General features: G+C 63.3%; 18 protein-coding genes, 3 tRNA genes and 1 pseudogene. 9 read left to right on the top strand and 13 right to left on the bottom strand.

All coding sequences use genetic code 11. From position 1 onward, the window contains the following. Window positions 1-25: 25 nt before the first annotated feature. Window positions 26-367 (top strand): hypothetical protein, encoded by a 342-nt coding sequence (locus OKW28_RS24890; protein WP_026225396.1) that lies wholly within the window; start codon window positions 26-28, stop codon window positions 365-367. Window positions 368-447: 80 nt separating this feature from the next. Here the strand turns inward: OKW28_RS24890 and OKW28_RS24885 are convergent, their stop codons facing one another. The 8 genes from OKW28_RS24885 to tig form a co-directional block, all read right to left on the bottom strand. Next, window positions 448-2,382: a SurA N-terminal domain-containing protein gene (locus OKW28_RS24885; protein WP_429449717.1), complete on the bottom strand. Its 1,935-nt coding sequence runs from the start codon at window positions 2,380-2,382 to the stop codon at window positions 448-450. 86 nt (window positions 2,383-2,468) lie between these two features. Next, window positions 2,469-2,545: transfer RNA gene (locus tag OKW28_RS24880), tRNA-Asp, on the bottom strand. Between the two features lie 47 nt (window positions 2,546-2,592). After that, a tRNA-Val gene (locus OKW28_RS24875) sits at window positions 2,593-2,668 on the bottom strand. A 101-nt stretch (window positions 2,669-2,769) separates the two neighbouring features. Beyond that, window positions 2,770-3,042, bottom strand: coding sequence for an HU family DNA-binding protein (locus tag OKW28_RS24870; RefSeq protein WP_018418077.1), 273 nt, complete (start codon window positions 3,040-3,042; stop codon window positions 2,770-2,772). A 318-nt stretch (window positions 3,043-3,360) separates the two neighbouring features. Further along, window positions 3,361-5,781, bottom strand: coding sequence for an endopeptidase La (lon, locus tag OKW28_RS24865; RefSeq protein WP_429449714.1), 2,421 nt, complete (start codon window positions 5,779-5,781; stop codon window positions 3,361-3,363). Between the two features lie 201 nt (window positions 5,782-5,982). Further along, on the bottom strand, window positions 5,983-7,254 hold the full coding sequence (clpX, locus tag OKW28_RS24860; RefSeq protein WP_013089402.1) for an ATP-dependent Clp protease ATP-binding subunit ClpX: 1,272 nt from the start codon (window positions 7,252-7,254) through the stop codon (window positions 5,983-5,985). A 196-nt stretch (window positions 7,255-7,450) separates the two neighbouring features. After that, window positions 7,451-8,104: an ATP-dependent Clp endopeptidase proteolytic subunit ClpP gene (clpP, locus tag OKW28_RS24855; protein WP_013089401.1), complete on the bottom strand. Its 654-nt coding sequence runs from the start codon at window positions 8,102-8,104 to the stop codon at window positions 7,451-7,453. 194 nt (window positions 8,105-8,298) lie between these two features. Beyond that, window positions 8,299-9,645: a trigger factor gene (gene tig / locus OKW28_RS24850; protein WP_184063592.1), complete on the bottom strand. Its 1,347-nt coding sequence runs from the start codon at window positions 9,643-9,645 to the stop codon at window positions 8,299-8,301. A gap of 542 nt (window positions 9,646-10,187) precedes the next feature. Here tig and OKW28_RS24845 point away from each other — a divergent pair. From OKW28_RS24845 to OKW28_RS24835, 3 genes are all read left to right on the top strand, one after another. Then, window positions 10,188-11,333 carry a glycerate kinase gene (locus OKW28_RS24845; RefSeq protein ID WP_429449712.1) on the top strand — a complete coding sequence of 382 codons (1,146 nt, stop codon included), beginning with the start codon at window positions 10,188-10,190 and terminating at the stop codon, window positions 11,331-11,333. A gap of 63 nt (window positions 11,334-11,396) precedes the next feature. Then, complete coding sequence (locus tag OKW28_RS24840) at window positions 11,397-11,846, top strand: MarR family winged helix-turn-helix transcriptional regulator (protein ID WP_429449710.1); 450 nt, start codon at window positions 11,397-11,399, stop codon at window positions 11,844-11,846. 118 nt (window positions 11,847-11,964) lie between these two features. After that, a complete protein-coding gene (locus tag OKW28_RS24835; protein WP_429449708.1) occupies window positions 11,965-12,252 on the top strand; it encodes a hypothetical protein in 288 nt (95 codons plus the stop codon). 119 nt (window positions 12,253-12,371) lie between these two features. Here the strand turns inward: OKW28_RS24835 and OKW28_RS24830 are convergent. Continuing rightward, a tRNA-Leu gene (locus OKW28_RS24830) sits at window positions 12,372-12,458 on the bottom strand. A gap of 230 nt (window positions 12,459-12,688) precedes the next feature. Here OKW28_RS24830 and OKW28_RS24825 point away from each other — a divergent pair. Continuing rightward, complete coding sequence (locus tag OKW28_RS24825) at window positions 12,689-13,525, top strand: squalene/phytoene synthase family protein (RefSeq protein WP_429449706.1); 837 nt, start codon at window positions 12,689-12,691, stop codon at window positions 13,523-13,525. A 35-nt stretch (window positions 13,526-13,560) separates the two neighbouring features. Here the strand turns inward: OKW28_RS24825 and OKW28_RS24820 are convergent. Further along, window positions 13,561-15,008 (bottom strand): annotated as a pseudogene (locus tag OKW28_RS24820) (DUF1800 family protein). A 391-nt stretch (window positions 15,009-15,399) separates the two neighbouring features. Continuing rightward, window positions 15,400-15,726 carry a hypothetical protein gene (locus OKW28_RS24815; RefSeq protein WP_429449704.1) on the bottom strand — a complete coding sequence of 109 codons (327 nt, stop codon included), beginning with the start codon at window positions 15,724-15,726 and terminating at the stop codon, window positions 15,400-15,402. A gap of 227 nt (window positions 15,727-15,953) precedes the next feature. Between OKW28_RS24815 and ompR the strand changes: the two genes are divergently transcribed. The 3 genes from ompR to OKW28_RS24800 all read left to right on the top strand — a co-directional run bounded on the left by ompR (window position 15,954) and on the right by OKW28_RS24800 (window position 18,706). Beyond that, the gene (gene ompR, locus OKW28_RS24810; protein ID WP_006048917.1) at window positions 15,954-16,688 is read left to right on the top strand and encodes a two-component system response regulator OmpR; all 735 of its coding nucleotides are present in this window, start codon (window positions 15,954-15,956) and stop codon (window positions 16,686-16,688) included. A gap of 43 nt (window positions 16,689-16,731) precedes the next feature. Continuing rightward, complete coding sequence (locus OKW28_RS24805) at window positions 16,732-18,081, top strand: ATP-binding protein (RefSeq protein ID WP_013089393.1); 1,350 nt, start codon at window positions 16,732-16,734, stop codon at window positions 18,079-18,081. 76 nt (window positions 18,082-18,157) lie between these two features. After that, the gene (locus OKW28_RS24800; protein ID WP_090804730.1) at window positions 18,158-18,706 is read left to right on the top strand and encodes a peroxiredoxin; all 549 of its coding nucleotides are present in this window, start codon (window positions 18,158-18,160) and stop codon (window positions 18,704-18,706) included. Window positions 18,707-18,740: 34 nt separating this feature from the next. On the opposite strand, the gene ispF is transcribed toward OKW28_RS24800, so the two are convergent. Next, the gene (ispF, locus tag OKW28_RS24795) at window positions 18,741-19,220 is read right to left on the bottom strand and encodes a 2-C-methyl-D-erythritol 2,4-cyclodiphosphate synthase (protein ID WP_018432029.1); all 480 of its coding nucleotides are present in this window, start codon (window positions 19,218-19,220) and stop codon (window positions 18,741-18,743) included. A gap of 81 nt (window positions 19,221-19,301) precedes the next feature. After that, window positions 19,302-20,015 carry a 2-C-methyl-D-erythritol 4-phosphate cytidylyltransferase gene (ispD, locus tag OKW28_RS24790; protein ID WP_429449702.1) on the bottom strand — a complete coding sequence of 238 codons (714 nt, stop codon included), beginning with the start codon at window positions 20,013-20,015 and terminating at the stop codon, window positions 19,302-19,304. Window positions 20,016-20,137: 122 nt separating this feature from the next. On the opposite strand from ispD, the gene mfd reads away from it, so the two are divergent. After that, window positions 20,138-23,617 carry a transcription-repair coupling factor gene (mfd, locus tag OKW28_RS24785; RefSeq protein WP_429449700.1) on the top strand — a complete coding sequence of 1,160 codons (3,480 nt, stop codon included), beginning with the start codon at window positions 20,138-20,140 and terminating at the stop codon, window positions 23,615-23,617. Window positions 23,618-23,677 lie beyond the last annotated feature (60 nt).

The raw sequence follows: 23,677 nt of genomic DNA, 5'->3' as shown, positions 1-23,677 counted from the left end.
TTGAGCGACTTCTGAGGAGATAACGTTGAAATATTTACCGTTAATCGCTTTGACCGTTGCCATCTCGGCTTGCGCGGCTCAACCGCCAGCCGGCGTTCAGTCGGTGGGTCAAAGCCAGCAGCCGCCTCGCGCCGTCGCAACCTGCATCGCGCAGAAATGGGCGGATAGTTCGCAACAACAGGTGGTCTCGCAAAACACCCTCGCCAACGATCAGGCCATGGACGTCTACGTCCCGGGCCAGCAGCCGCCCAACGGCGCGGCCGCGGTGGTCCGTCCTTCGTATAGCGGCAAGGGCACGTGGGTCGGCTTTCGCGCCGGCGGTGCTGGCGGTGGCAACGCCACCGGCGCGATCAGCGGCTGTCTGTAAAGCTGCCACCTGGCTGTAGATAAAAAAGCCCCGCAAATGCGGGGCTTTTTTTTGGACGAGCAGGTAATGCTTACTGCGGCTTACTGATCGGCCGGCTGGGCGGCGCTGTCGAGCGTACCGTAGAACTTCACCTTCGAGCGCTCGCGCAGCGCTTTCAGATAGGCTTCGGCCTGCGACTGCGCGTCCACCTGCGCGATCTGCTGCTGCGCGACAGCGAGATGCTGCGCGTCGGTGGCCGCGGGCTGCACAATCTGGTTCACGCGATAGATCGCATAGCCGTCGTCGCCGAGATCGACACCGACGTATGCCGGCAACTTTTGCGCATCGACCTTGTAGATTGCGCTCAGTGCGGCAGGCGGCACGCCCTGCGCGTCATTGCGCGACACCTTCAGCGGCGACGAGAAACCGGCGGTCGCCTTCGACTTCTCGAACTCGGCCAGCTTCGCGACGCCGTCCTTGTGCGCTGCTTCGTTCGCCTGCACGGCGATCACCTTCTGACGCACCGCGTCCTTCACCGCGTCGAATGCGGGCACGGCAGCGGGCTTGTAGTCGGTCACACGCGCGGCGATCAGCGTGTTGTTGCCGACGTCGATGGCCTGCGTATTGTTGTGCGCCGATACCGAGTCGTTCGCGAACACGGCTGCGAGGAACTTCGGGTTGTTCAGCGGGCTGTCGGGCGGCAGCTTCGGATCCGGCTGCGGCGTGACCGTCGCCGTCTGGATCTGCAGCTTGAATTTGTCAGCGGCCGGCTGCAGGCTCTTGGCCTTTTCATAGACGAGCGACGTGAAACCTTCCGAGCTGTCGGTGAACGCCTTGCTCGCCAGTTGCGTCTTCAGCTCCCTGGCGATCTGGTCCTTCACTTCGTCGAACGACTTCGTGACCGCCGGCTTTACATCGGTGACCTTGATGATGTGGAAACCGAAGTCGGTCTGGACGATGCCGCTGATTTCGTCCTTCTTCAGCGCGAACACCGCGTCGTCGAACGCCTGGCCGCCCGCGATCATGCCGCGGCCGAAGTAACCGAGATCGCCACCCTTCGATGCCGAACCCGGATCCTGCGAGTTCTGGTGCGCGATCTGCGCGAACTGGTCCGGATGCGCCTTGAGCTGTGCGAGCAACTCCTCGGCCTTCTGCTTCGCTTGGGCCTTGTCGGCCGCGCTCGCGTCCTTCGTTGCCGCGATCAGGATATGGCTCGCGCGCACTTCGCCCTCGGTGCGGAAGTGGGCGATGTTGTCGTCGTAGTACTTCTTCAGGTCCGCGTCGCTCGGCTGCACCGATGCGCTCAGCGCGGCCGGCGACATCACCAGGTACTGGATCGTCGCCGTAGCGGGCGTCGCGAAGTCGTTGCGATGCGCGTCGTAGTACGCTTGCAGTTGCGCATCGGTCGGCTGGATCTTCGCCGCGTAATCGTGGGGATGGAACGCGATGCCCTGCACTTCACGCTGCTGCTGCGCGAGCTCGGTCAAGTGCTGCGCGAGCGTCTTCGACGTGAACGCGCTCGCCTCGACGCTCGCGGGCAGTTGTTGCATAGCGAGGTTGTAGCGCACGCGCTCGTCGTACTGATCGGGCGTCATGCCCTGCATCGCGAGCAGTTGCTTGTAGCGGTCGAGGTCGATCGACCCGTCGGGATTCTTCAGCGACGAGATCACCGGATCGGACAGCAGCGCGCGGCGCACCGCTTCGTCCGATGCGCTCAGATGCAGACGCTGCGTTTCGTCGGCAAGCACACGCTGCTCGATCATGCCGTCGAGCATCTGGCGACGGCGCTCCGGCGTGTCGAACGACTTCATGTCGAACTTCGCGCCGAGCATCTGACGCCCGCGGTCGATCTGCTGGCGCATCGCGTCGTCGTATTCGACACGGGTGATCTTGTGACCGTTGACACTCGCGACGTTTGCACTTTCGTCAAAGAAGCCGCGGAAACCCTGAATACCCACGAAACCCAACCCCGGCAAAATGACGAGGATGAGCATGAACATCATCAGGCGTTGGTGATTGCGGAAAAAATCGAGCATGCGTGAGGGGTGCCAAAAACAGAACGCCCGATCTTACAACAGCGGGCAACAAAAAAGGCGAACCGGAGTTCGCCTTTCGTGGATACTGGCGGAGTGGACGGGACTCGAACCCGCGACCCCCGGCGTGACAGGCCGGTATTCTAACCGACTGAACTACCACTCCTTATACTGCACTTTTGCGACTGGAAACACTGCAGCCGAATCTGAAACTGGTGGGTGCTGAGAGGCTCGAACTCCCGACCTACGCCTTGTAAGGGCGCCGCTCTACCAACTGAGCTAAGCACCCGTTTCGTGATTCAGTGCTTGATGTGTTTTCTGCCTTGCCGCTGCCCTCCCCGTGAATCGTTCATGCAGTCGGGTTAAGCAATTCCTAAAGCAGCAAGCCCATTAGTTTAGCGCATCCTTCAGAGCTTTTCCAGGCCTAAATTTAGGAACTTTTGCTGCCTTGATTTTGATCGCGGCGCCCGTGCGCGGATTGCGTCCGGTGCGCGCGGTGCGCTTGCCGACCGCGAACGTGCCAAAGCCGACCAACGTCACAGATCCGCCCTTCTTCAACGTGTTTTTGACGCCCGCGATGACTGCATCGAGCGCACGGCCCGCCGCGGCCTTCGAAATGTCGGCTTGCTGTGCGATGTGATCGATCAATTCCGTCTTGTTCATTCAAACCCCCGTGAATGTTTATTGGCAATCGTGACAGTGCTTTCCAGCACCTCCCGCCACGCGGCCGGCGCGAACGCCAGGCCGCCTCATTAGAAGCGGCCGAAACCCTTGTGTCAACCGGGGTTGAGCCTGATCGGCGTTATTTTAGAGGGGCGCTTTTGTCACAGTATGTTGCAGCGGAAAGACTGGCGATGCGGCCTAGCGACGAAGCCGCGCGGGCAAAAAAACCCGCGGCTCTTGACCGCGGGTTTTCCGCTTCAGCAAACGACACCGCTGCAGAATGCTTTGGCGTCAGCGCATTCTGATGCGCATCGAACCTTAGTGCTTGACGACGTCCGTCGCGGCATCCTTGCCCGGCTCAGCCCCGACCGGCGCCGAGGGCTTCGGTTCGTCTTCCGGTAACGCCTGCGGTACACGTTCGAGCGCAAGTTCGAGCACCTTGTCGATCCAGCGGACCGGCACGATTTCGATCGCGTTCTTCACGTTGTCCGGAATCTCCGTCAAGTCCTTGACGTTTTCTTCCGGAATCAGCACCAGCTTGATGCCACCGCGATGCGCTGCCAGCAGCTTTTCCTTCAGGCCGCCGATCGGCAGAACTTCGCCACGCAGCGTGATTTCGCCCGTCATCGCGACATCGGCGCGCACCGGAATACCGGTCAACACCGACACCAGCGCGGTCGTCATCGCGATACCAGCCGAAGGACCATCTTTCGGCGTCGCGCCTTCCGGCACGTGGATGTGAATGTCCTGCTTCTCGAACGCTTCGTCCTTGATGCCAAGACGACGCGAACGCGAACGCACGACCGAGCGCGCCGCTTCGACGGATTCCTTCATCACGTCGCCGAGCGAACCCGTGCGGATCACATTGCCCTTGCCCGGCATCACCGCGGCTTCGATGGTCAGCAGATCGCCGCCCACTTCCGTCCACGCGAGACCCGTGACCTGGCCCACCTGATTTTCCTTCGCGGCCAGACCGAAGTCGTACTTGCGCACGCCGAGGAACGTGTCGAGGTTGCTGCCGTCGACCTTCACCGCGCCTTCCGCCTTCTTCAGCAGAAGCATCTTCACGACCTTGCGGCAAATCTTCGAAATTTCACGCTCGAGCGAGCGGACGCCCGCTTCGCGCGTGTAGTAACGAATGATGTCGCGGATCGCAGTTTCCGTCACATCGACCTCGCCATCCTTGAGGCCGTTGTTCTTCTTCTGCTTCGGCAGCAGATAACGCTGCGCGATGCTGACCTTCTCGTCTTCCGTATAACCGGACAGACGAATCACTTCCATCCGGTCGAGCAGCGGCGGCGGAATGTTCAGCGAGTTCGACGTCGCCACGAACATCACGTCCGACAGATCGAAGTCGACTTCGACGTAGTGGTCGGCGAACGTGTGGTTCTGTTCCGGATCGAGCACTTCCAGCAGGGCCGACGACGGATCGCCGCGGAAATCCTGACCCATTTTGTCGACTTCGTCGAGCAGGAAGAGCGGATTGCGCACGCCGACCTTGGTCAGGCTTTGCAGGATCTTGCCCGGCATCGAACCGATGTACGTGCGACGGTGGCCACGAATCTCGGCTTCGTCACGTACGCCGCCCAATGCCATGCGCACGAACTTGCGGTTCGTCGCGCGCGCGATCGACTGACCGAGCGAAGTCTTACCGACGCCCGGGGGCCCCACGAGGCACAGGATCGGCGCCTTGACCTTGTCGACACGTTGCTGGACCGCGAGATACTCGAGAATGCGTTCCTTCACTTTCTCGAGACCGAAGTGGTCTTCGTCGAGCACGCGCTCCGCATTCGACAGGTCGTTGTTGACCTTGCTCTTCTTGCGCCACGGCAAGCCGATCAGCGTGTCGATGTAGTTGCGCACGACCGTCGCTTCCGCCGACATCGGCGACATCAGCTTGAGCTTCTTCAGCTCGGCGTCGGCCTTCTTCTTCGCTTCCTTCGGCATGCGGGCGGCCGTGATGCGCTTCTCGAGTTCTTCGAGATCCGCACCTTCTTCGCCTTCGCCGAGTTCCTTCTGGATCGCCTTGACCTGTTCGTTCAGGTAGTACTCGCGCTGACTCTTCTCCATCTGACGCTTCACGCGCCCGCGGATACGCTTTTCGACCTGCAGGATGTCGATCTCGGCTTCGAGTTGCGCGAGCAGATGCTCGAGCCGCTCGATCACCGGGAACATCTCGAGGATGTGTTGCTTCTGGTCGAGCTTGAGCGGCAAATGCGCCGCGATCGTGTCGGCGAGACGCCCTGCCTCGTCGATACCCGACAGCGAGGTCAGGATCTCCGGCGGGATCTTCTTGTTCAGCTTCACATACTGGTCGAACTGCGACACGATCGCGCGACGCAGCGCTTCGGTTTCAGCGCTGTCGGCGTGGTCAGGTTCGAGCGGCATGACTTCGCACGAGAACTGCGTTTCCTGTTCTTCGATGGAAAGCGTCTTCGCGCGCTGCAAGCCTTCGACGAGCACCTTCACGGTACCGTCGGGCAGCTTCAGCATCTGCAGGATGTTGGCGATACACCCTACTTCGTACATGTCCTTTTCGGTCGGCTCATCTTTCGCAGCCGTCTTCTGGGCGACGAGCATGATGTGCTTGCCGCCTTCCATTGCTGCTTCGAGAGCCTTGATCGACTTCGGGCGGCCTACGAAGAGCGGAATCACCATGTGCGGGAAAACGACTACGTCGCGCAGCGGGAGCAGCGGCAGCGTAATGCGTTCCGGCGGGAGGAGTTGGGTTCCTGACATTTCATTTCCCCATGAGTGGAATCAGTTCGTTCGATAGGTGAGGCCAGCAGAAAATATTGCAAGCCTCCGCGTGTGGGAAAAGTTCAGTGACTCCGAAGGTTCAGTGACTCCATAGTTGAGAACAACCAGCCTGACCACACGATAAACGAAAAAGCCGTTCACGTCGCCATGAACGGCCTTTTTGCAGAACTCGAAAGCCGATCAGTTCGAACCCGCGACCTTCGGCGCGTCTTCGTAGATCAGCAGCGGTTTGCCGTCGCCGTCGATAACGTTGTCGTCGATGATGACCTTGCTGACACCTTTCATTTGCGGAAGATCGTACATGACATCAAGCAACGCCTGTTCCAGAATCGAACGCAGGCCCCGCGCGCCCGTCTTGCGGCGGATCGCCTTGCGCGCCACGGCCTGCAACGCGGCGGGACGGATTTCGAGCTCGACGCGCTCCATGCTGAACAGCTTGTGATACTGCTTGACCAGCGCATTCTTCGGTTCGACGAGAATCTTCATCAGCGCCGCTTCGTCGAGCTTGCCGAGCGTGGCGACCACCGGCAGACGGCCGATCAGCTCCGGAATCAGGCCGAATTTGATCAGATCTTCCGGCTCCACTTCGCGCAGCACTTCGCCGGCGTCGCGGTCCTGCTTGCTCTTCACGCTCGCGCCGAAACCGATGCCGGTCTTCTCAGTGCGATCGACGATGACCTTCTCGAGGCCGTCGAACGCACCGCCGCAGATGAACAGGATGTTCGTCGTATCGACCTGGATGAAGTCCTGGTTCGGATGCTTACGGCCACCTTGCGGCGGCACCGACGCCATCGTGCCTTCGACCAGCTTCAGCAGAGCCTGCTGCACACCCTCGCCCGACACGTCGCGCGTGATGGACGGGTTGTCGGACTTGCGACTGATCTTGTCGATTTCGTCGATGTAGACGATGCCGCGCTGGGCCTTGTCCACCTCGTAATTACAATTCTGCAGCAGCTTCTGAATGATGTTCTCGACGTCTTCGCCGACATAGCCAGCTTCCGTCAGCGTGGTCGCGTCGGCAATCACGAATGGCACGTTCAGAAGGCGCGCGAGCGTCTGCGCAAGCAGCGTCTTGCCGGAGCCGGTCGGGCCGATCAGCAGGATGTTGCTCTTGGACAGCTCGATTTCGTCCTTCTTGTCGAGATGCTTGAGGCGCTTGTAGTGGTTGTAGACCGCGACCGCGAGGATCTTTTTCGCGCGCTCCTGACCGATCACGTACTGGTCGAGAATTTCGCGGATTTCCTGCGGGGTCGGCAGATCGGACTTGGACAAGCCGGCCTCGATGCCCGCGCCTGCAGCCTCGTCACGAATGATTTCGTTGCACAGATCGATACATTCATCGCAGATGAATACCGACGGGCCAGCAATCAGTTTCTTGACCTCATGCTGGCTCTTGCCGCAAAACGAGCAATACAACAGCTTTTCGCTGTTAGAACCTTTCTTGTCCGCCATAGATGTGTGAGCCTCCGGACACCGGATTAGATAATACGCCGTTTGCCCCCGCCACGCAGTTTGGGCGCGGCAGGGCTAGTGAGCACGATAACGGCGCTTGCCGCAGACGCCCGGACGGAAGTTGAACATTCACAACCGACCCGATGACGGTTTTGCCGCAACAGTGGGCAAAACAGCAGAGCAAAACCGTACCAGATCAGGGACGCTTGTGCGCCACCTGGTCGACGAGGCCGTACGCCTGCGCGTCATCGCCGGACATGAAATTGTCACGGTCGGTGTCACGCGCGATACGTTCGACGGGCTGACCGGTGTGGTGCGCGAGCAGATGATTCAGCCGATCCTTCAGGTACAGGATTTCACGCGCCTGGATTTCAATGTCCGATGCCTGGCCGCGCGCGCCGCCGAGCGGCTGATGAATCATCACGCGCGAATTCGGCAGCGCGAAACGCTTGCCCTTTGCACCGGCCGCGAGCAGGAACGCGCCCATGCTCGCCGCAAGCCCCATGCACAGCGTCGAGACGTCCGGCTTGATGAACTGCATCGTATCGTAGATCGCCATACCGGCAGACACGGAGCCGCCCGGACTGTTGATGTAGAAGTAGATGTCCTTGTCCGGATTCTCGCTTTCGAGAAACAGCATCTGCGCAACCACCAGATTGGCCGTCTGGTCGTTCACTTCGCCCACGAGGAACACGATGCGTTCCTTCAGCAGACGCGAATAAATATCATAGGAGCGCTCGCCCCGGCCGCTCGTTTCCACGACGATCGGCACCAGACCGAGTGCCTGCGCTTCGAGATCCCGGGACGACTGGGAGGTCAACGTGTCCAGCATTTGGGCGCGAAAGGTCATGCAATGGATCCTTGTCTGGAAATATTCTGAATATTAGCTGCTGGACACAGGTTGGTGCGACGAGCCCGTATTCAAGTGCCGTCTTCGTGTGCGCCGCACGACCGGATCCGGTACGTCACACAGATTCATGGCACAAAAAAACGGCGTGCGGGCCGTCGGTCGCTCCGACAGCCGGCACGCCGCTGCAGCGACGCTTACGCTTGCGCCGTTGCGCTTGCCAGTTCCTCGAAGCTCACTTCCTTGTCCGTCACCTTGGCCTTGCTGAGGACGAAGTCGACGACGTTGGCTTCAACGACATACGCTTCCATTTCAGCAAGACGTTGCTGGTTGGAATAATACCAGCGGACGACTTCCTTCGGGTCCTCGTAGCTTTTCGCGAATTCATCGACTTCGGCACGGATCTGCTCCGGCTTCGCCTGCAGTTCGTTCGCCTTCACGAGCTCGGCCAGTACGAGACCCAGCTTGACGCGGCGCTCGGCCTGCTCCTTGAACATTGCGGCCGGGATCGGCGCGTCCTTCGCGTTCGGCACGCCGCGCTGTTCCAGATCCTGGCGAGCCATCGCGACGAGGCGCTCCTGATCCTGCTCGATCAGCGCGTTCGGGACGTCGAGCTCCGAGATTTTCAGCAGTGCGTCCATCACCTGGTTCTTGACGATGGCTTGTGTGCGGCGCTTCGCTTCGCGCTCGAGGTTGTCCTTGATTTCAGCGCGCATCTTGGTCAGATCGCCGTCTTCGATGCCGAGCGATTTCGCGAATTCGCCGTCGACTTCCGGCAAATGCGGCCATTCGATCTTCTTCATCGTGATCGTGAATTGCGCCGTCTTGCCCGCCACTTCCTTGCCGTGGTAGTCGTCCGGGAACTTCAGGTCGAATTCCTTCGCTTCGCCGACCTTCAAGCCGAGCGCCGCTTTTTCGAATTCCGGCAGCATGCGGCCTTCGCCGAGGATGAAGCCGAAGTCTTCGGCGCTACCGCCCTGGAATGCTTCACCGTCGATCTTGCCGACGAAGTCGACCGTCACGCGGTCGCCGTCTTTGGCGGCCGTGTCCGCGCCGCCGTCGCCGTGCTCGCCTGCCTCGCCGCGAGCGTGGAAGTGCACGCGCTGTTTGCGCAGGATGTCCAGCGTGCGGTCGATTTCCGCTTCGCTAATGCTGGTCATGGTGCGCTCGATTTCAGCCGTGGCGACGTCGCCCAGCTTCACTTCCGGATACACCTCGAAGGTCGCGTCGAACGCGTAGCTGCCTTCACCAGCGTCGGTCTTCGGCGCGAAGCTCGGCTGACCCGCGACACGCAGGTTTTCGGTGCGGCTGATGTCGAAAAATTCCTTGCCGACCTTGTCGCTCAGCACTTCGGCTTCCACCTGGCCCGAATACTGTTGCGTCACCATCTTGAGCGGCACCTTGCCCGGGCGGAAACCCGGCATGCGCACGTTCTTCGCGAGTTGGCGGATACGCGAATCCACTTCCTTCTGCACGGCATCCTTCGGCAGGGAAATCGTCACGCGGCGTTCGAGCTTGCCGAGGTTTTCAACAACGTTAGCCATGGCTTCAATCGTCCTAAAATTATTCGAGCGAAACAGTTATCTTCTCCGTGCTGCCCGTCGATGTCGCTTCGCATCGATTTGCGCCGATTGCATCGATCACGCGCCTGCGCCGCGGGCTTGCAGGCCGTCGGCAGCACGGTTGAGTCCAAAGAGCCGAATATTTTAGCAAACTATTTGCGCGCCTAGCCGGGATTCGATGATTGCATCGAGTTTTCCCTGCATTCCAGGCGTTTTGAGGGCCATTTTCGGTTAGTTTTGACACAGCGAGCGCGATTTGCCGCTGGCATCGCTATCCGGTTAGCGTCGTGCGTTCCTCGGCGCTCTTTCGTCATGCAACAGAACCTTCGCGTGGACGCTCGCACCCGCTCGCGGCCGACGTGTCGTGGCGGCGATCCCGCCTATGCCTTTCGACATATTCAGCCGACGCCCCCATGCTGATAAGCTAACGCACTCGGTCGGGCCGCCACCGCCGGTCACCAGCAGCCGGTCGCTTCATCCGCTCCAGCAACCGCTTACAACGACCCAAACCTCTCAGAGACACCATGCCGAATTCGTCGCCCTCGCCTGTCGTCGTCATCGCTCCCGATTCATTCAAAGGCTCCCTCAGCGCGGAACAGGTCGCGCAGGCGATCGCATCCGGCGTCCAGCGCGCACGCCCCGACGCGAGCGTGCGCATCTGTCCGATGGCCGACGGCGGCGAAGGCACGCTCGACGCAATGCTCACGAGCGGCGGCGAGCGCCGCACGCTTAGCGTGCGCGGCGCGGCCGGTCCGACGCGCGCAGCGCTGACGGGCCTGCTCACGGACGGCAGCGCCATCATCGAAACGGCGGAAATCGTCGGCATTACGGACCCCGTCGGCATGGGCGTGCCGGTCGAGGCGCGCAGCACGCGCGGCATGGGCGAAGCGATTCGCGCGCTGCTTGATGCCGGCGTGCGGCGCTTTTTCGTCGCGCTCGGCGGCAGCAGCACGAACGACGGCGGCGCCGGCCTGCTGACCGGCCTCGGCTTGCAACTGTTCGACGCGCAAGGCAACGTACTCGAAGGCACACCCGAGCAGCTTGCGCGCGTGGCGCGGGTCGATGCGTCGCTGCTCGACGCGCGGCTTGCCGACACGCAGTTCGTCGGCATGTCGGACGTCGACAATCCGTTGACCGGCGAGCACGGCGCGACCGCGATCTTCGGTCCGCAAAAAGGCGTGAAGCCAGAACAGGTCGCGCCGATCGACGCGGCGCTCGCGCGCTTCGCCGATCTGCTCGAAGCCGCGCTCGGCCGCACGGCGCGTGACCTGCCGGGCGCGGGCGCGGCGGGCGGCCTCGGCTTCGCATTGCACATGCTCGGCGCGCAGTTCGAGCCGGGCGCGGAAACCGTCGCGCGGCAAATCGACCTCGACGCCGCGCTCACGGGCGCCAACTGGCTGATCACCGGTGAAGGCCGTTCCGACGTACAGACGCTGCACGGCAAGGCGCCGTTCATCGCCTGCGCGCATGCGCGCGCCGCGGGCGTGCCCGCCACGCTGCTGTCCGGCGCGATCGACCCCGCCGCGCTGCCGCGTCTTGCCGAATACTTCGGCGGCTGCTTTTCTCCGGCGCCGGGGCCGATCACGCTCGACGTCGCGATTCGCGACGCGGCGCGCCTGCTCGCCAACGAAGCCGAGCAGCTGACGCGCCTGAAATACGGCGTGCGTTGACCCGCGAAACGGTTGCCGCAACAATCACAGCGCCACGACCGTTCCACTCATCACGGGGTGACCATGAAGGACTCCGCCAAAGCCGGGCTCGAGCAGTTCCTCACGTATCGTCTGCATGTACTGAACAAACTGGCCGAGCGCGGCATCAGCGCGCGCTACGCGGCGAAGCTCGACGTGACGCTGCCCGAAGCGCGGGTGATTGCGACGGTGGGATCGTTCGGACCGTTCTCGATCATGGAGTTGGCACGCCATGCCAATCTCGACAAAAGCCAGGCGAGTCGCGCGGCCGAAGCGCTGATCCGGCAGGGACTCGTGCAGCGAGAATCGAGCGCCGCGGACGGCCGCGTCGTGCTGGTCTCGCTGACGCAGGAAGGCCGCGCGCTGTATCGCAAAGTGATGCCGATCGCGCGCAAGTGGAACGACGATATGTTCGACTGCCTCAACGAAGAGGAAAGGGCCGCGTTCGGCGGGGCGCTCGACAAGGTGATCAGTGCCATGAACGCGCGGGAGTGATAGCGCGCGGCGAACCGGCCGTGTTTGAAAAGCGCCGTTTCACGGCATGGGCGGCGCGTGTCAAGATTGAGCCTTGGCCAACGCGCCTTCACCCTCTTTTTCATCCAGGGACGTTTCAGTGGACATCAACAAACAGGTCGCGGCACTCACCGCGTCGGAACTCCAGACCGCCGGCGCGAGCCAGGCGACCGCGATCGCGGTCAGCGTCGTGCTGCGTCATCTTCGTTCGCCGGAACTGGCGAAACTGCTGTCGTCGGCATTTGAAAGTCATCAGGCGGTGATGCTGCAAACGCCGTGGCCGGACCAGATGCTGCAGGCGTTCGAGTCGACGCGCCGTTTCCTCGAAGGCGCCGCGCAAGCGGAATTGCCGGGCTCGCAGGAAGCGCCGGGAGCGCCGGGTGCCTGAGTCGCGCGCTCGCGATGAAAGGCAGCGGAGCAACACTGAGGCCTTTCAGAAGACCGCGCAAAAAAGAAAAACCCCGTCGGTCCAAAGACTTGACGGGGTTTTTCTCGACTACCAATAAGTGGTGCGAGGGAGGGGACTCGAACCCCTACACCCTTGCGGGCGTCAGGACCTAAACCTGGTGCGTCTACCAATTTCGCCACCCTCGCAGCCGGGTACGCCGCGATGCTTCGCGCCCGATTGTCCTGTGCACTCCCAAGCGCGCTGAACACGCTCCCGAAAGCGTAAGCGCGAGATTCTAACCGATTGATTCGCGCTTGTCTGCACCCGGCGGTATCTGCGCGCGCGACGCCGATGCTACAATTTTCGGCTCGTCGAGACGGGCGCCGCGACGGACGTCGGCGCCCTTCTCGCCAGTCCTTCCCCACACTCCCATCCCGTGAATTTCGACGACTATTGCCAGCAGAAAGCGGCGCCCCCAGGATCGAGCACCTACTATGCGCTTCGCCAGGCGCGCGCCGCCAGTCAGCCGCTGTTGACGGCGCTCTTCGCATTGCGTCGCGAGTTCGAGGAAACGGTCAAGGAGACGAGCGATCCGGCGGTCGGCCGCACGAAGCTCGCTTGGTGGCAGAAAGAAATTGCCGCGCTGGCCGCGGGCTCGCCGTCGCATCCGGTGTCCAAGGCACTCGCGGCCTATCTGCCCGACGCGCAGGCCGAATATCGGGCTCTGCAGGAACTGCTCGCGGGCTTCGAGATGGATCTCGACCAGGCACGCTATCTCGACTATCCGAACCTGCGCCGCTATGTGCATGGTGTCGGTGGCAATTTTGCGTCGCTGGTGTCGCGCGCGGCTGCAACCGGATCGGCCGACGATGCCGCGCAAGCGTCGGCGTGGGCCGCTCCGCTCGGCGAGGCGCTGATGCTCGCGCAGTTCGTCGCCGAAACCGGCAACGATGCCCGGCACGGCCGCATCTACGTTCCGATCGACGAGATGCAGCGCTACAACGTCACCGCCGCCGATCTGATCAACCGCAAATACACCGACGCTTTTACCGAGCTGATGCGGTTCGAAACGAATCGCGCGCGCGACGCGGTGCAGACCGCGCTCGCCGTGGTGCCCGCCAGTGCGCGGCGCGCGCAGCGCACGCTGCTCGCGCTCGCGGCGCTCGCGTTGGCGTTGCTCGATGAAATCGAGCGCGACGGTTATCACGTGCTGCATCAACGCATCGCGTTGACGCCGATCCGCAAGCTATGGATCGCGTGGCGCGCGAAGTAGCCTGACAGCCGGGCGCGTCGATTCGCGCCCAGCGCTCACGCCCGCAGCAACGGCAGCGGCTCGAACCGCTGCTGCAGAATCGCAGGCGCGTCCAACCCCCACCAGGGCCCGAGCACCGTCGCATAAAGCTGGCGAAAATCCACGCCGACCGGCAGGTTGCCATTCCCATCGAGCCGCGCAAGCATCGGCGGCACGCCAAACAAACCGCCCTGCACGCGACCGCCCGTCACGAAGTGCGGCGCCACCGTGCCGTGATCGGTGCCGTTGCTCTGGTTCTCGCGCGGACGGCGCCCGAATTCCGCGTACGTCGTCACGAGCGTATCGTTCCACCGGCCCAACTCGACGAGCGCGGCCTGCATCGCCACCATCCCTTCCGCGAACTGTTTGAGCAACTCGGCCTGTTGTCCCGGCTGGTTCTGGTGCGTATCGAAACCGTTCAGCGTTAGCCGGATCACGGCCACGCCCTGCCCGCTCAACGGCTGCTCCACTGGCGCGCGTCCGGCGCCAGCTATCTTCAGGGTGTCCGAAACGGCCAGCACCTGCATTGCCGCTTTGATCGAACTGCCGAACGCGCCGCCCGGAAACGCGGTCTTCAACTGAGGCTGCCCTTGCGTCGCACGCAGACGACCGGCCACTTTCACGATGTCGTTTTCGACGTCGAGAATAGGCGCGAGCGCAGGATTGCGCTCGTGCAAGGACACTGGCGTCGCGAGTCGAGAGGCCCTGACGAACTGCGCGGGATTGACCAGCGCGATCGCGCGCCGTTTGCGAGCGGCCCCATTTCGGCGCTGCCGATCACGACGCCGTCGGCCGCGAAACCGATGGGCACCGGCCTCATCGCGAACGCGCGCGTGAGTCAGCCGTCGCGCAGATATTGGTCGGAGCGTGACGCGGTATGCCAGATATCGATCGAACGGAAATGCGACAGGTTCGGCTGCGCATAGCTGACGCCCTGCGCGATCGCGAGCTGCCGGCTGCGCCAGAGCGGCATCAGCGGCTCCAACGCGGGATGCAGCGCGGTGCGCTCGTCGAGCTGGATCATCGGTTCGCGTTTGATGCCGATGTTTTTGCGCAGCACGAGGTACGCAGGATCGGCGAACGGGATCACGGTGTTCAAACCGTCGTTGCCGCCTTGCAGTTCGATGAGGATCAGCAGGTTGTCGTAACCACGCCCCGGCACGACGGGCGCATTCGACGCATCCCGCCGCGTGCCGCTCGCCGCGCTCTTCGCGCTGGCCGCGCCATTCATGCGCGGCGCCCCCGCAGTCTCGGTCGCGCGAAACAGCTGCTCGACGAACTGTTTGCGCGCGAGCAGCGTCGAGCTGTTGATCCAGGACGCGCCGCCCGGCCATCCTTTGACGTTCGGCGGATAGAACAGGTTCTCGCCGAGCGGGCGGATCTGCGCGGCGAACGGCGCCGTGTTGTCGTAGCCGACAGCGAATGCGCGCAGCGCGCCGATCACGAACTCGACCGGCGACTTCACCAGCACCCCGCGATTGCCATCGCTCCAAAACGCATCGTTGAGAAAAGAGCGCGCGCAGCGTCACCTCGATGTCATAACCGCTCGCGCGAAACTGCGTGGCGATCGGCTCGACGCGTGCCGGGTCCGGCGTGTCGGAGATGTGACGCTGATCCGGCGTCCATGCGTTGCGCTCGGCGCGCGCCGGGATCGGCTCGACTACCCAGTCGGGAGGTCGCGATATCGCTTCGCGGCGCGCGCTCGTGAGTGGCGTGACATCGTGAGCCGAGGCGCCTGTATGCACGAAGACGCGCACAAAAACGCGCCGGTGCTGGCGACTCAACGGAGCAGCGGATCAGAAAGTGGACGCTGAAGATGCAACGGGATTTTTCACGCGGCGATGCGCGCGCTGGGATTAACGCTTGTACAACTCGCGCACGGCGTCTTCGATGTGCTGCCGCAACAGCCGACGCTCTTCAGGCGTCATATGCCCGTCGCGGCGACGTTGATCAAGATCGGGAGGAACCGCGGTGCGCAGCATCGCGTCAGAGGCAGGGCGATCGATGCCCGGGTTGTGGCGGCTGGTTCTGCCATTGCCCGAGCGGGGCGCATGCTCGCTCGTCGCTCTATCTGCGGACGGCTGCGCATGAGCGAGCGTCGGGCCCAGTGTGCCTGCCAGCGTACCGGCAACCGCCAGTGCAATCACGCTCAGGCGCACGTTTGGCCAAACCCCTCCCTTCATGTTGTTCCCTTCGTGGCGCGGCAACCGGCTACCTCAGATGCGTATACAAACCCCGGTAACAGCCGGGTGCGAGAGTTTTGTCGAGTGAAGTATCCACCGAACAGCCGCATTCAGTAAAGCAGTCTAAACGCGCATACTTTACGTCGCGCCACACCGCGGGTAAATTTTGTAACCGACTGTAACCCCAGAAATGGTGTAACCGCGCACCACTTTCTAATCGCGCTAAGATGCCGACCATGGAAACCAAAAACCCTTCGAAAATCCTCGTCGTCGACGACGATCCACGCCTGCGCGATCTTCTGCGCCGCTACCTCGGCGAACAAGGCTTCAACGTCTACGTCGCCGAAAATGCGCCGTCAATGAACAAGCTCTGGGTGCGCGAGCGCTTCGATCTGCTGGTGCTCGATCTGATGCTGCCCGGTGAGGACGGCCTGTCGATCTGCCGGCGACTGCGCGGCAGCAACGACCGCACGCCGATCATCATGCTGACGGCCAAGGGTGAGGATGTGGATCGCATCGTCGGCCTCGAGATGGGTGCCGACGACTATCTGCCCAAGCCGTTCAATCCACGCGAACTGGTCGCGCGCATTCACGCGGTGCTGCGTCGCCAGTCGCCGTCCGAATTGCCGGGTGCGCCGTCCGAGACCACCGAGGTCTTCGAGTTCGGCGAGTTCGCGCTGAATCTCGCCACCCGCACGCTGACCAAGGCCGGCCAGGAAATTCCGCTCACCACCGGTGAGTTCTCGGTGCTGAAGGTATTCGCGCGTCATCCGCGTCAGCCGCTGTCGCGCGAAAAGCTGATGGAACTCGCACGCGGCCGTGAATACGAGGTCTTCGACCGCAGCCTCGACGTGCAGATCTCGCGTCTGCGCAAGCTGATCGAGCCGGATCCGGGCAGCCCGCGCTTCATTCAGACCGTGTGGGGCCTCGGCTACGTCTTCATCCCCGACGGTGCAGCCTGAGTTTGTGCTCCGTTTTCGTTTCTGTGTCACATAAGAAGGGCCCATGCGGATCGACCGGCGCCTCCTGACGCTCGCGTTCGGCGGCCTTTTCTGGCGGACCTTTCTGCTGATCGCGCTGTTGATCGCAGTCAGTCTCGCCGCGTGGTTCCAGAGCTTTCGCGTGATCGAGCGTGAGCCGCGCGCGCAGCGCGTGGCTCTGCAACTCGTCGCGATCGTCAAGCTCACGCGCACCGCACTCCTCTATTCCGATCCCGACCTGCGGCGCGCGCTGCTGCAGGATCTGGAGAGCAACGAAGGGGTGCGCGTGTACCCGCGCGAAGCCACCGACAAATACAAACTCCAGCCCGACGAATCGTTGAATCGCCTGATCGAGCACGACATCCGCGGCCGTCTCGGCGACGACACCGTGATCGCGCAGAGCGTCAACGATATCAACGGCGTATGGATCAGCTTCAAGATCGACGACGACGATTACTGGGTCGCGCTCGACCGCGATCAGCTCGACAACGCCACCGGCCTGCAATGGGCCGGCTGGGGCGTGTTCGCGCTTGCGCTGTCGCTGTTCGGCGCGGCGTTCATCACGAGTCTGGTGAACCGGCCGTTCGCGCGTCTGGCGATGGCCGCGCGCCGGGTCGGCTCGGGGCAATCGCCCGAGCCGCTGCCCGAGCGCGGCATGGGTGTGGCCGCCGAAACCAATCGAAGCTTCAACCAGATGGTGCGCGACCTCGAACAGCTCGAGGCGGACCGCGCGCTGATGCTCGCGGGCATCTCGCACGATCTGCGCACGCCGCTCGCACGGCTGCGGCTCGAGACCGAAATGAGCCCGTCCGATCAGGCCACCAAGGACGCGATGGTCGACGACATCGAGCAGATGGACATGATCATCGGCCGCTTCCTCGACTACGCGCGTCCCGTTCAGCGTGTGCCGGAACCGGTGGACCTCTCGGTGATCGCGAGCGAACTCGCCGCACGCATGCAAAGCGAGGACAGCATGCGGCTGATCACGCGGCTCGCTCCGTCGGCGGTGATCGAGGCCGATGAAACCGACATGCGTCGCGTGGTCGGCAATCTGCTCGAGAACGCGCGCAAATATGGCCTCAGCGACGGCGACGGTGTGCCGCACGTAATTCTCGAAACGCGCGTGTCGCACTCGCGCGTCGAACTCTCGGTGGTCGACGAAGGCCCCGGCATTCCCGAAGACCAGCTCGCGCTCGTCACGCGGCCGTTCTATCGTGTGAATTCGGCGCGCACCCAGGCCAACGGCACGGGCCTCGGCATGGCGATCGTGCAGCGGCTCGTCGCCCGTTATCGCGGCGCGCTACGGCTGCGCAACCGCTCGCCCGGACCAGGGCTTGAAGTGACGATCGAGTTTCCGCTCGCGAAAAGCGCGTGAGCCGACGACGCGCGGCGCCGCGCGCCGTCGCCATTCGAAACACGCCGCTTGTTGCGACTTCCGAAGGAGCCTTTGCATGAAAACCGTTGGCGATAAACTCGAAGCGTTCACCGTCATTGCCGCCAAGCCGGGCTTCAACCATCACGAAGAACACGGCGTCTCGGCGTTCGAATACATCACCGAGCAGTCGTTTCCAGGCAAATGGAAAATCATTTACTTCTATCCGAAGGATTTTTCGTTGGTCTGCCCGACGGAAATCGTCGAATTCAGCAAGCTCGTCAAGGAGTTCGAGGACCGCGAGGCCGTGCTGCTCGGCGGCAGCGTCGACAATGAATACGTGAAGCTCGCGTGGCGCCGCGAGTACAAAGAGCTCGACAGGCTCAACCACTACTCGTTCGGCGACGTGAAAGGCGAGCTGATCGACCAGCTCGGCGTGCGCGACAAGGAAGCGGGCGTCGCGCTGCGCGCGACCTATATCGTCGATCCGGACAACACGATCCAGCACGTGTCGGTCAACAATCTGTACGTGGGCCGTAATCCCGAAGAAGTGCTGCGCATCCTCGACGGCCTGCAAACGGACGAGCTGTGTCCGAGCAATCGGACGATTGGCGGCGCGACGCTGTAAGCGGCACCGCCCGTCACCCAAACAAAAATCCCGTTCAGCTCCTGACCAACAACACCGCGGCCTGCGCCTCGATGCCCTCGCCGCGGCCGAGATAACCGAGCTTCTCGTTCGTCTTCGCCTTGACGTTCACGCGCTCGATCGGCAGACCGAGGTCCGCCGCGATATTGGCGCGCATCCCTTCGATATGCGGTGCGAGCTTCGGCGCCTGCGCGATCACGCTGCTGTCGACGTTGCCGATCGCAAAGCCGGCCGCCTTCACGCGCGCCACGCATTCGCGCAGCAGCACGCGGCTGTCGGCGCCGGCGAACTTCGCGTCGGTATCGGAGAAGTGGCGGCCGATATCGCCCAACGCGGCCGCGCCAAACAGCGCGTCGGTGATCGCGTGCAGCAGCACATCCGCGTCCGAGTGACCGAGCAGCCCGCGCTCGTACGGAATCGTTACGCCGCCGATGATCAACGCGCGTCCCGGCACCAGCGCATGCACGTCGTAGCCCTGCCCAATTCTGAAATCCATGTGCGTCACGTCCTCAAGTGCTGAAGCTTTTAGCTTCTTTAAAGCCTTTCTAAATCTTTCCAATGTGCCCAAGGCGCGGTTTCACGAACCGGCGGGGCGGCTCAGAATCGCCTCGGCCAGATCGAAATCTTCCGGATACGTGACCTTGAAGTTACGCAGGCTGCCTTGCACGAGCTTCGGCGCGTGGCCCGACCATTCGATCGCGCTCGCCTCGTCGGTCAGATCGTGGCCGTCGGCCTGGGCGCGCAGGATCGCCTCGCGCAGCATGCCGATGCGGAACATCTGCGGCGTCTGCGCCTGCCACAAGCCGTCACGCGCTTCGGTATGGGCGATGCGGCCATCGGCCGAAGCGCGGTCGATACGCTTCAAGGTATCGGCGACCGGCAACGCCATGATGCCGCCGACCGCATCGTCCTTGAGCGAACCGATCAGCGTACGGATCAGCGCCGGCGTGATGCCCGGCCGGGCCGCGTCGTGCACGAGCACCCAGTCGGCGTCGTGGGCGCCGAACTCGGCGAGCGCGTGCAGACCGTTGAGCACCGAGGCTTGCCGCGACGCGCCGCCCACGCGACGCACCGCGAAGCGCAGATTGCCGAAGCGGCGGGCGTCGAAGTGCTGGTCGTCGGGCGCGATGACGACGAGCGTCTGCGTGAATTCGCTGCACGCGTCGAACGCGGCGAGCGAGTAATGCAGCATGTCGCGGCCGGCGACAGTGCGGTATTGCTTGGGCATCGCAGCGCCGGAACGGCTGCCGGTGCCTGCGCACGGGATCAGGGCAAAGAGACGGGAAGTCACGAGTGCGGATGCCGCCAGGTCAAAGTAAATGACGGATTTTATAATAGGTCCTTCGCATCCACGCCCGTACACGCGTAAACTTGGCCGTCGCGTGAGCCCCGAGCCGCCCCTTTTTCTCCTTTATGCCAGACATCGCCGCATCCTCGCAGTCCTCCCCGCCCGTCGCGCTCGTCAAGGCCGGCCAGCGTTTCGCCTTCGACGGCACGCGCGGTTCGTCCGACGCGCTGCTGATCGCCCGCTACCATCTCGCGTATCGCGAGAAGATGGCGCTGCTTGCGGTGGTCTGCGAAAGCGCGGTCGACGCGCAGCGGCTGTCGCAGGAAATCGGCTTCTTCGCGCCGGACGCGCGCGTGCGCCTCCTTCCCGACTGGGAGACGCTGCCTTACGACACGTTTTCGCCGCACCAGGACCTCGTCTCCGAGCGTCTCGCGACGCTGCACGACCTCGGCGAAGGCCGCTGCGACATCCTGCTCGTGCCGGCCACGACGGCCTTGTACCGGATGCCGCCTGCATCGTTTCTGGCCGCCTACACGTTCTCGTTCTCGCAAGGCGAGCGGCTCGACGAAGCGAAGCTGAAGGCGCAGCTGACGCTCGCCGGCTACGAGCACGTGAGCCAGGTGGTGCGTCCCGGCGAATATTGCGTGCGCGGCTCGCTGCTCGATCTGTTTCCGATGGGCTCGCCGCTGCCCTACCGGATCGACCTGTTCGACGACCAGGTCGACTCGATCCGCGCGTTCGACCCCGACACGCAGCGCAGCCTCTATCCGGTCAAGGACGTGCGCCTGCTGCCGGGCCGCGAATTCCCGTTCGACGAGGCCGCGCGCACCGCATTCCGCAGCCGCTGGCGCGAGACTTTCGAGGGCGATCCGAGCCGCGCGTCGATCTATAAAGACATCGGCAACGGCGTGCCGTCGGCGGGTATCGAATACTATCTGCCGCTGTTCTTCGAGGAGACGGCCACCCTCTTCCATTACCTGCCCGACGGTTCGCAACTCGCGTTCGTCGGCGATCTGGACGCGGCGATCCGGCGCTTCACCAACGACACGAAGCAGCGCTTCAATTTCCTGTCGCACGACCGCGACCGGCCGATTCTCGAACCGCAGAAGCTGTTCCTGTCGGACGAGGATTTCTTCACGTTCGCGAAACCGTTCGCACGGCTCGTGCTGCCCACCAACGGCGACGGCGCCTGGTCGATCGCGCTGCCGAACCTCGCGATCGATCGTCACGCCGACGATCCCGTCTCGGCGCTGCGCGCGTATCTGAGCACGACGCCGAACCGGGTGCTGTTCGCCGCCGAATCGGCGGGCCGCCGCGAGACGTTGCTGCAACTGCTCGCCGACAACCAGCTGAAGCCCGCCTCGGCCGACAGCTTCGCCGACTGGCTCAAGAGCGACGCGCGTTTCTCACTCGGCGTCGCGCCGCTCGCAAATGGCTTCGCGCTGCCGGGCGACGGCATCGCGATCATCACCGAAACCGAGCTGTACGGGCCGCTCGCGCGCCGCGCGGGACGCCGCCGCCAGGAACAGGCGAGCAACGTCGATTCGATGGTGCGCGATCTGTCCGAGCTGAAGCTCGGCGACCCGGTCGTGCATTCGCAGCACGGTATCGGCCGCTACATGGGTCTCGTGACGATGGATCTCGGCGAAGGCGAAACCGAGTTCCTGCACCTCGAATACGCGGGCGACAGCAAGCTCTACGTGCCGGTCGCGCAATTGCACGTGATCTCGCGCTATAGCGGCGCCGATCCGGAAAGCGCGCCGCTGCATTCGCTCGGCTCGGGCCAGTGGGAAAAGGCCAAGCGCAAGGCCGCGCAGCAGATCCGCGACACCGCCGCCGAGCTGCTCAACCTGTACGCCCGCCGTGCCGCCCGCGAGGGCCACGCGTTCGCGCTCGAACCGAAGGACTACGTGAAGTTCGCCGAAAGCTTCGGTTTCGAGGAAACGCCGGACCAGGCCGCCGCGATCGCGGCCGTGATCGGCGACATGACGAGCGGCAAGCCGATGGACCGGCTCGTGTGCGGCGACGTCGGCTTCGGCAAGACCGAGGTCGCATTGCGCGCGGCGTTCATCGCGGTGATGGGCGGCAAGCAGGTCGCGCTGTTGTCGCCGACCACGCTGCTCGCCGAGCAGCACACGCAAACCTTCAGCGACCGCTTCTCCGACTGGCCGGTGCGCATCGCCGAGCTGTCGCGCTTCAAGTCGACCAAAGAAGCCAACGCGGCGATCCAGCAGATCAACGAAGGCTCGGTCGACATCGTGATTGGCACGCACAAGCTGCTGTCGTCGGACGTGCAGTTCAAGCGGCTCGGACTCGTGATCATCGACGAGGAGCATCGCTTCGGCGTGCGTCAGAAGGAGGCGCTGAAAGCGCTGCGCGCGGAAGTCGACGTGCTGACGCTGACCGCGACGCCGATTCCCCGTACGCTCGGCATGGCGCTCGAAGGCCTGCGCGATTTCTCGGTGATCGCGACCGCGCCGCAAAAGCGCCTCGCGATCAAGACCTTCGTGCGGCGCGAGGAAGACAGCGTGATTCGCGAAGCAATGCTGCGCGAGTTGAAGCGCGGCGGCCAGGTCTACTTCCTGCACAACGAAGTCGAGACGATCCAGAATCGCCGGCAGATGCTCGAAGAGCTGGTGCCCGAAGCGCGCATCGCGGTCGCGCATGGACAGATGCACGAGCGGGAACTGGAGCGGGTGATGCGCGACTTCGTCGCGCAACGCGCGAACGTGCTGCTGTGCACGACGATCATCGAAACCGGCATCGACGTGCCGAGCGCGAACACGATCCTGATCCACCGCTCCGACAAGTTCGGCCTCGCGCAATTGCATCAGCTGCGTGGCCGCGTCGGCCGCTCGCATCACCAGGCGTACTCGTATCTGCTCGTGCACGATCCACAGGGGCTCACCAAGCAGGCGCAACGGCGGCTCGAAGCGATCCAGCAGATGGAGGAACTCGGCTCGGGCTTCTATCTCGCGATGCACGACCTCGAAATTCGCGGCACCGGCGAGGTGCTCGGTGACAAGCAGTCGGGCGAGATTCACGAGATCGGCTTCCAGCTTTATACCGACATGCTCAACGACGCAGTGAGGGCGCTCAAGAACGGCAAGGAGCCAGACCTCACCGCGCCGCTCGCCGCGACCACCGAGATCAACCTGCATTCGCCGGCGATCCTGCCGTCGGACTATTGCGGCGACGTGCAGGAACGTCTGTCGCTGTACAAGCGCCTCGCGAACTGCGAACACAACGATTCGATCGACGGCATCCAGGAAGAGCTGATCGACCGCTTCGGCAAGCTGCCGCCGCAGGCGCATGCGCTGGTGGAGACGCATCGACTGCGGCTCGCCGCGAAGCCGCTCGGCATTTCGAAGATCGATGCCGGTGAAGCGGTGATCGGCCTGCAGTTCATCCCCAATCCGCCCGTCGACGCGATGCGGATCATCGAGATGGTGCAGAAGCACAAGCACATCAAGCTCGCGGGTCAGGACAAGCTGCGTATCGAAACGCGCAGCCCGGATCTCGCGGTGCGCGTCGCGACCGTCAAGGAGACCTTGCGCGCGCTCGGTTCGCCGAGCCGCGGCACGGCGGCGGCGCCTGCTCGCTGAGCGCGGCACGCTGCGCGCACAGGCTCGTGAAAACCGCAGAAAACGGGGGGACGTCCCCCG

Source organism: Paraburkholderia sp. 40, assembly GCF_050434105.1.
Lineage (GTDB): Bacteria > Pseudomonadota > Gammaproteobacteria > Burkholderiales > Burkholderiaceae > Paraburkholderia > Paraburkholderia tuberum.
The sequence above is the reverse complement of the archived record's forward strand: the minus strand, read 5'-3'. Positions and strand labels throughout refer to the sequence as shown.

Coding starts and splice junctions, on each gene's coding strand:
- OKW28_RS24885 (WP_429449717.1), bottom strand. CDS start 2,382: ATGCTCGATTTTTTCCGCAATCACCAACGCCTGATGATGTTCATGCTC.
- OKW28_RS24870 (WP_018418077.1), bottom strand. CDS start 3,042: ATGAACAAGACGGAATTGATCGATCACATCGCACAGCAAGCCGACATT.
- lon (WP_429449714.1), bottom strand. CDS start 5,781: ATGTCAGGAACCCAACTCCTCCCGCCGGAACGCATTACGCTGCCGCTG.
- clpX (WP_013089402.1), bottom strand. CDS start 7,254: ATGGCGGACAAGAAAGGTTCTAACAGCGAAAAGCTGTTGTATTGCTCG.
- clpP (WP_013089401.1), bottom strand. CDS start 8,104: ATGACCTTTCGCGCCCAAATGCTGGACACGTTGACCTCCCAGTCGTCC.
- tig (WP_184063592.1), bottom strand. CDS start 9,645: ATGGCTAACGTTGTTGAAAACCTCGGCAAGCTCGAACGCCGCGTGACG.
- OKW28_RS24845 (WP_429449712.1), top strand. CDS start 10,188: ATGCCGAATTCGTCGCCCTCGCCTGTCGTCGTCATCGCTCCCGATTCA.
- OKW28_RS24840 (WP_429449710.1), top strand. CDS start 11,397: ATGAAGGACTCCGCCAAAGCCGGGCTCGAGCAGTTCCTCACGTATCGT.
- OKW28_RS24815 (WP_429449704.1), bottom strand. CDS start 15,726: ATGAAGGGAGGGGTTTGGCCAAACGTGCGCCTGAGCGTGATTGCACTG.
- ompR (WP_006048917.1), top strand. CDS start 15,954: ATGCCGACCATGGAAACCAAAAACCCTTCGAAAATCCTCGTCGTCGAC.
- OKW28_RS24805 (WP_013089393.1), top strand. CDS start 16,732: ATGCGGATCGACCGGCGCCTCCTGACGCTCGCGTTCGGCGGCCTTTTC.
- OKW28_RS24800 (WP_090804730.1), top strand. CDS start 18,158: ATGAAAACCGTTGGCGATAAACTCGAAGCGTTCACCGTCATTGCCGCC.
- ispF (WP_018432029.1), bottom strand. CDS start 19,220: ATGGATTTCAGAATTGGGCAGGGCTACGACGTGCATGCGCTGGTGCCG.
- mfd (WP_429449700.1), top strand. CDS start 20,138: ATGCCAGACATCGCCGCATCCTCGCAGTCCTCCCCGCCCGTCGCGCTC.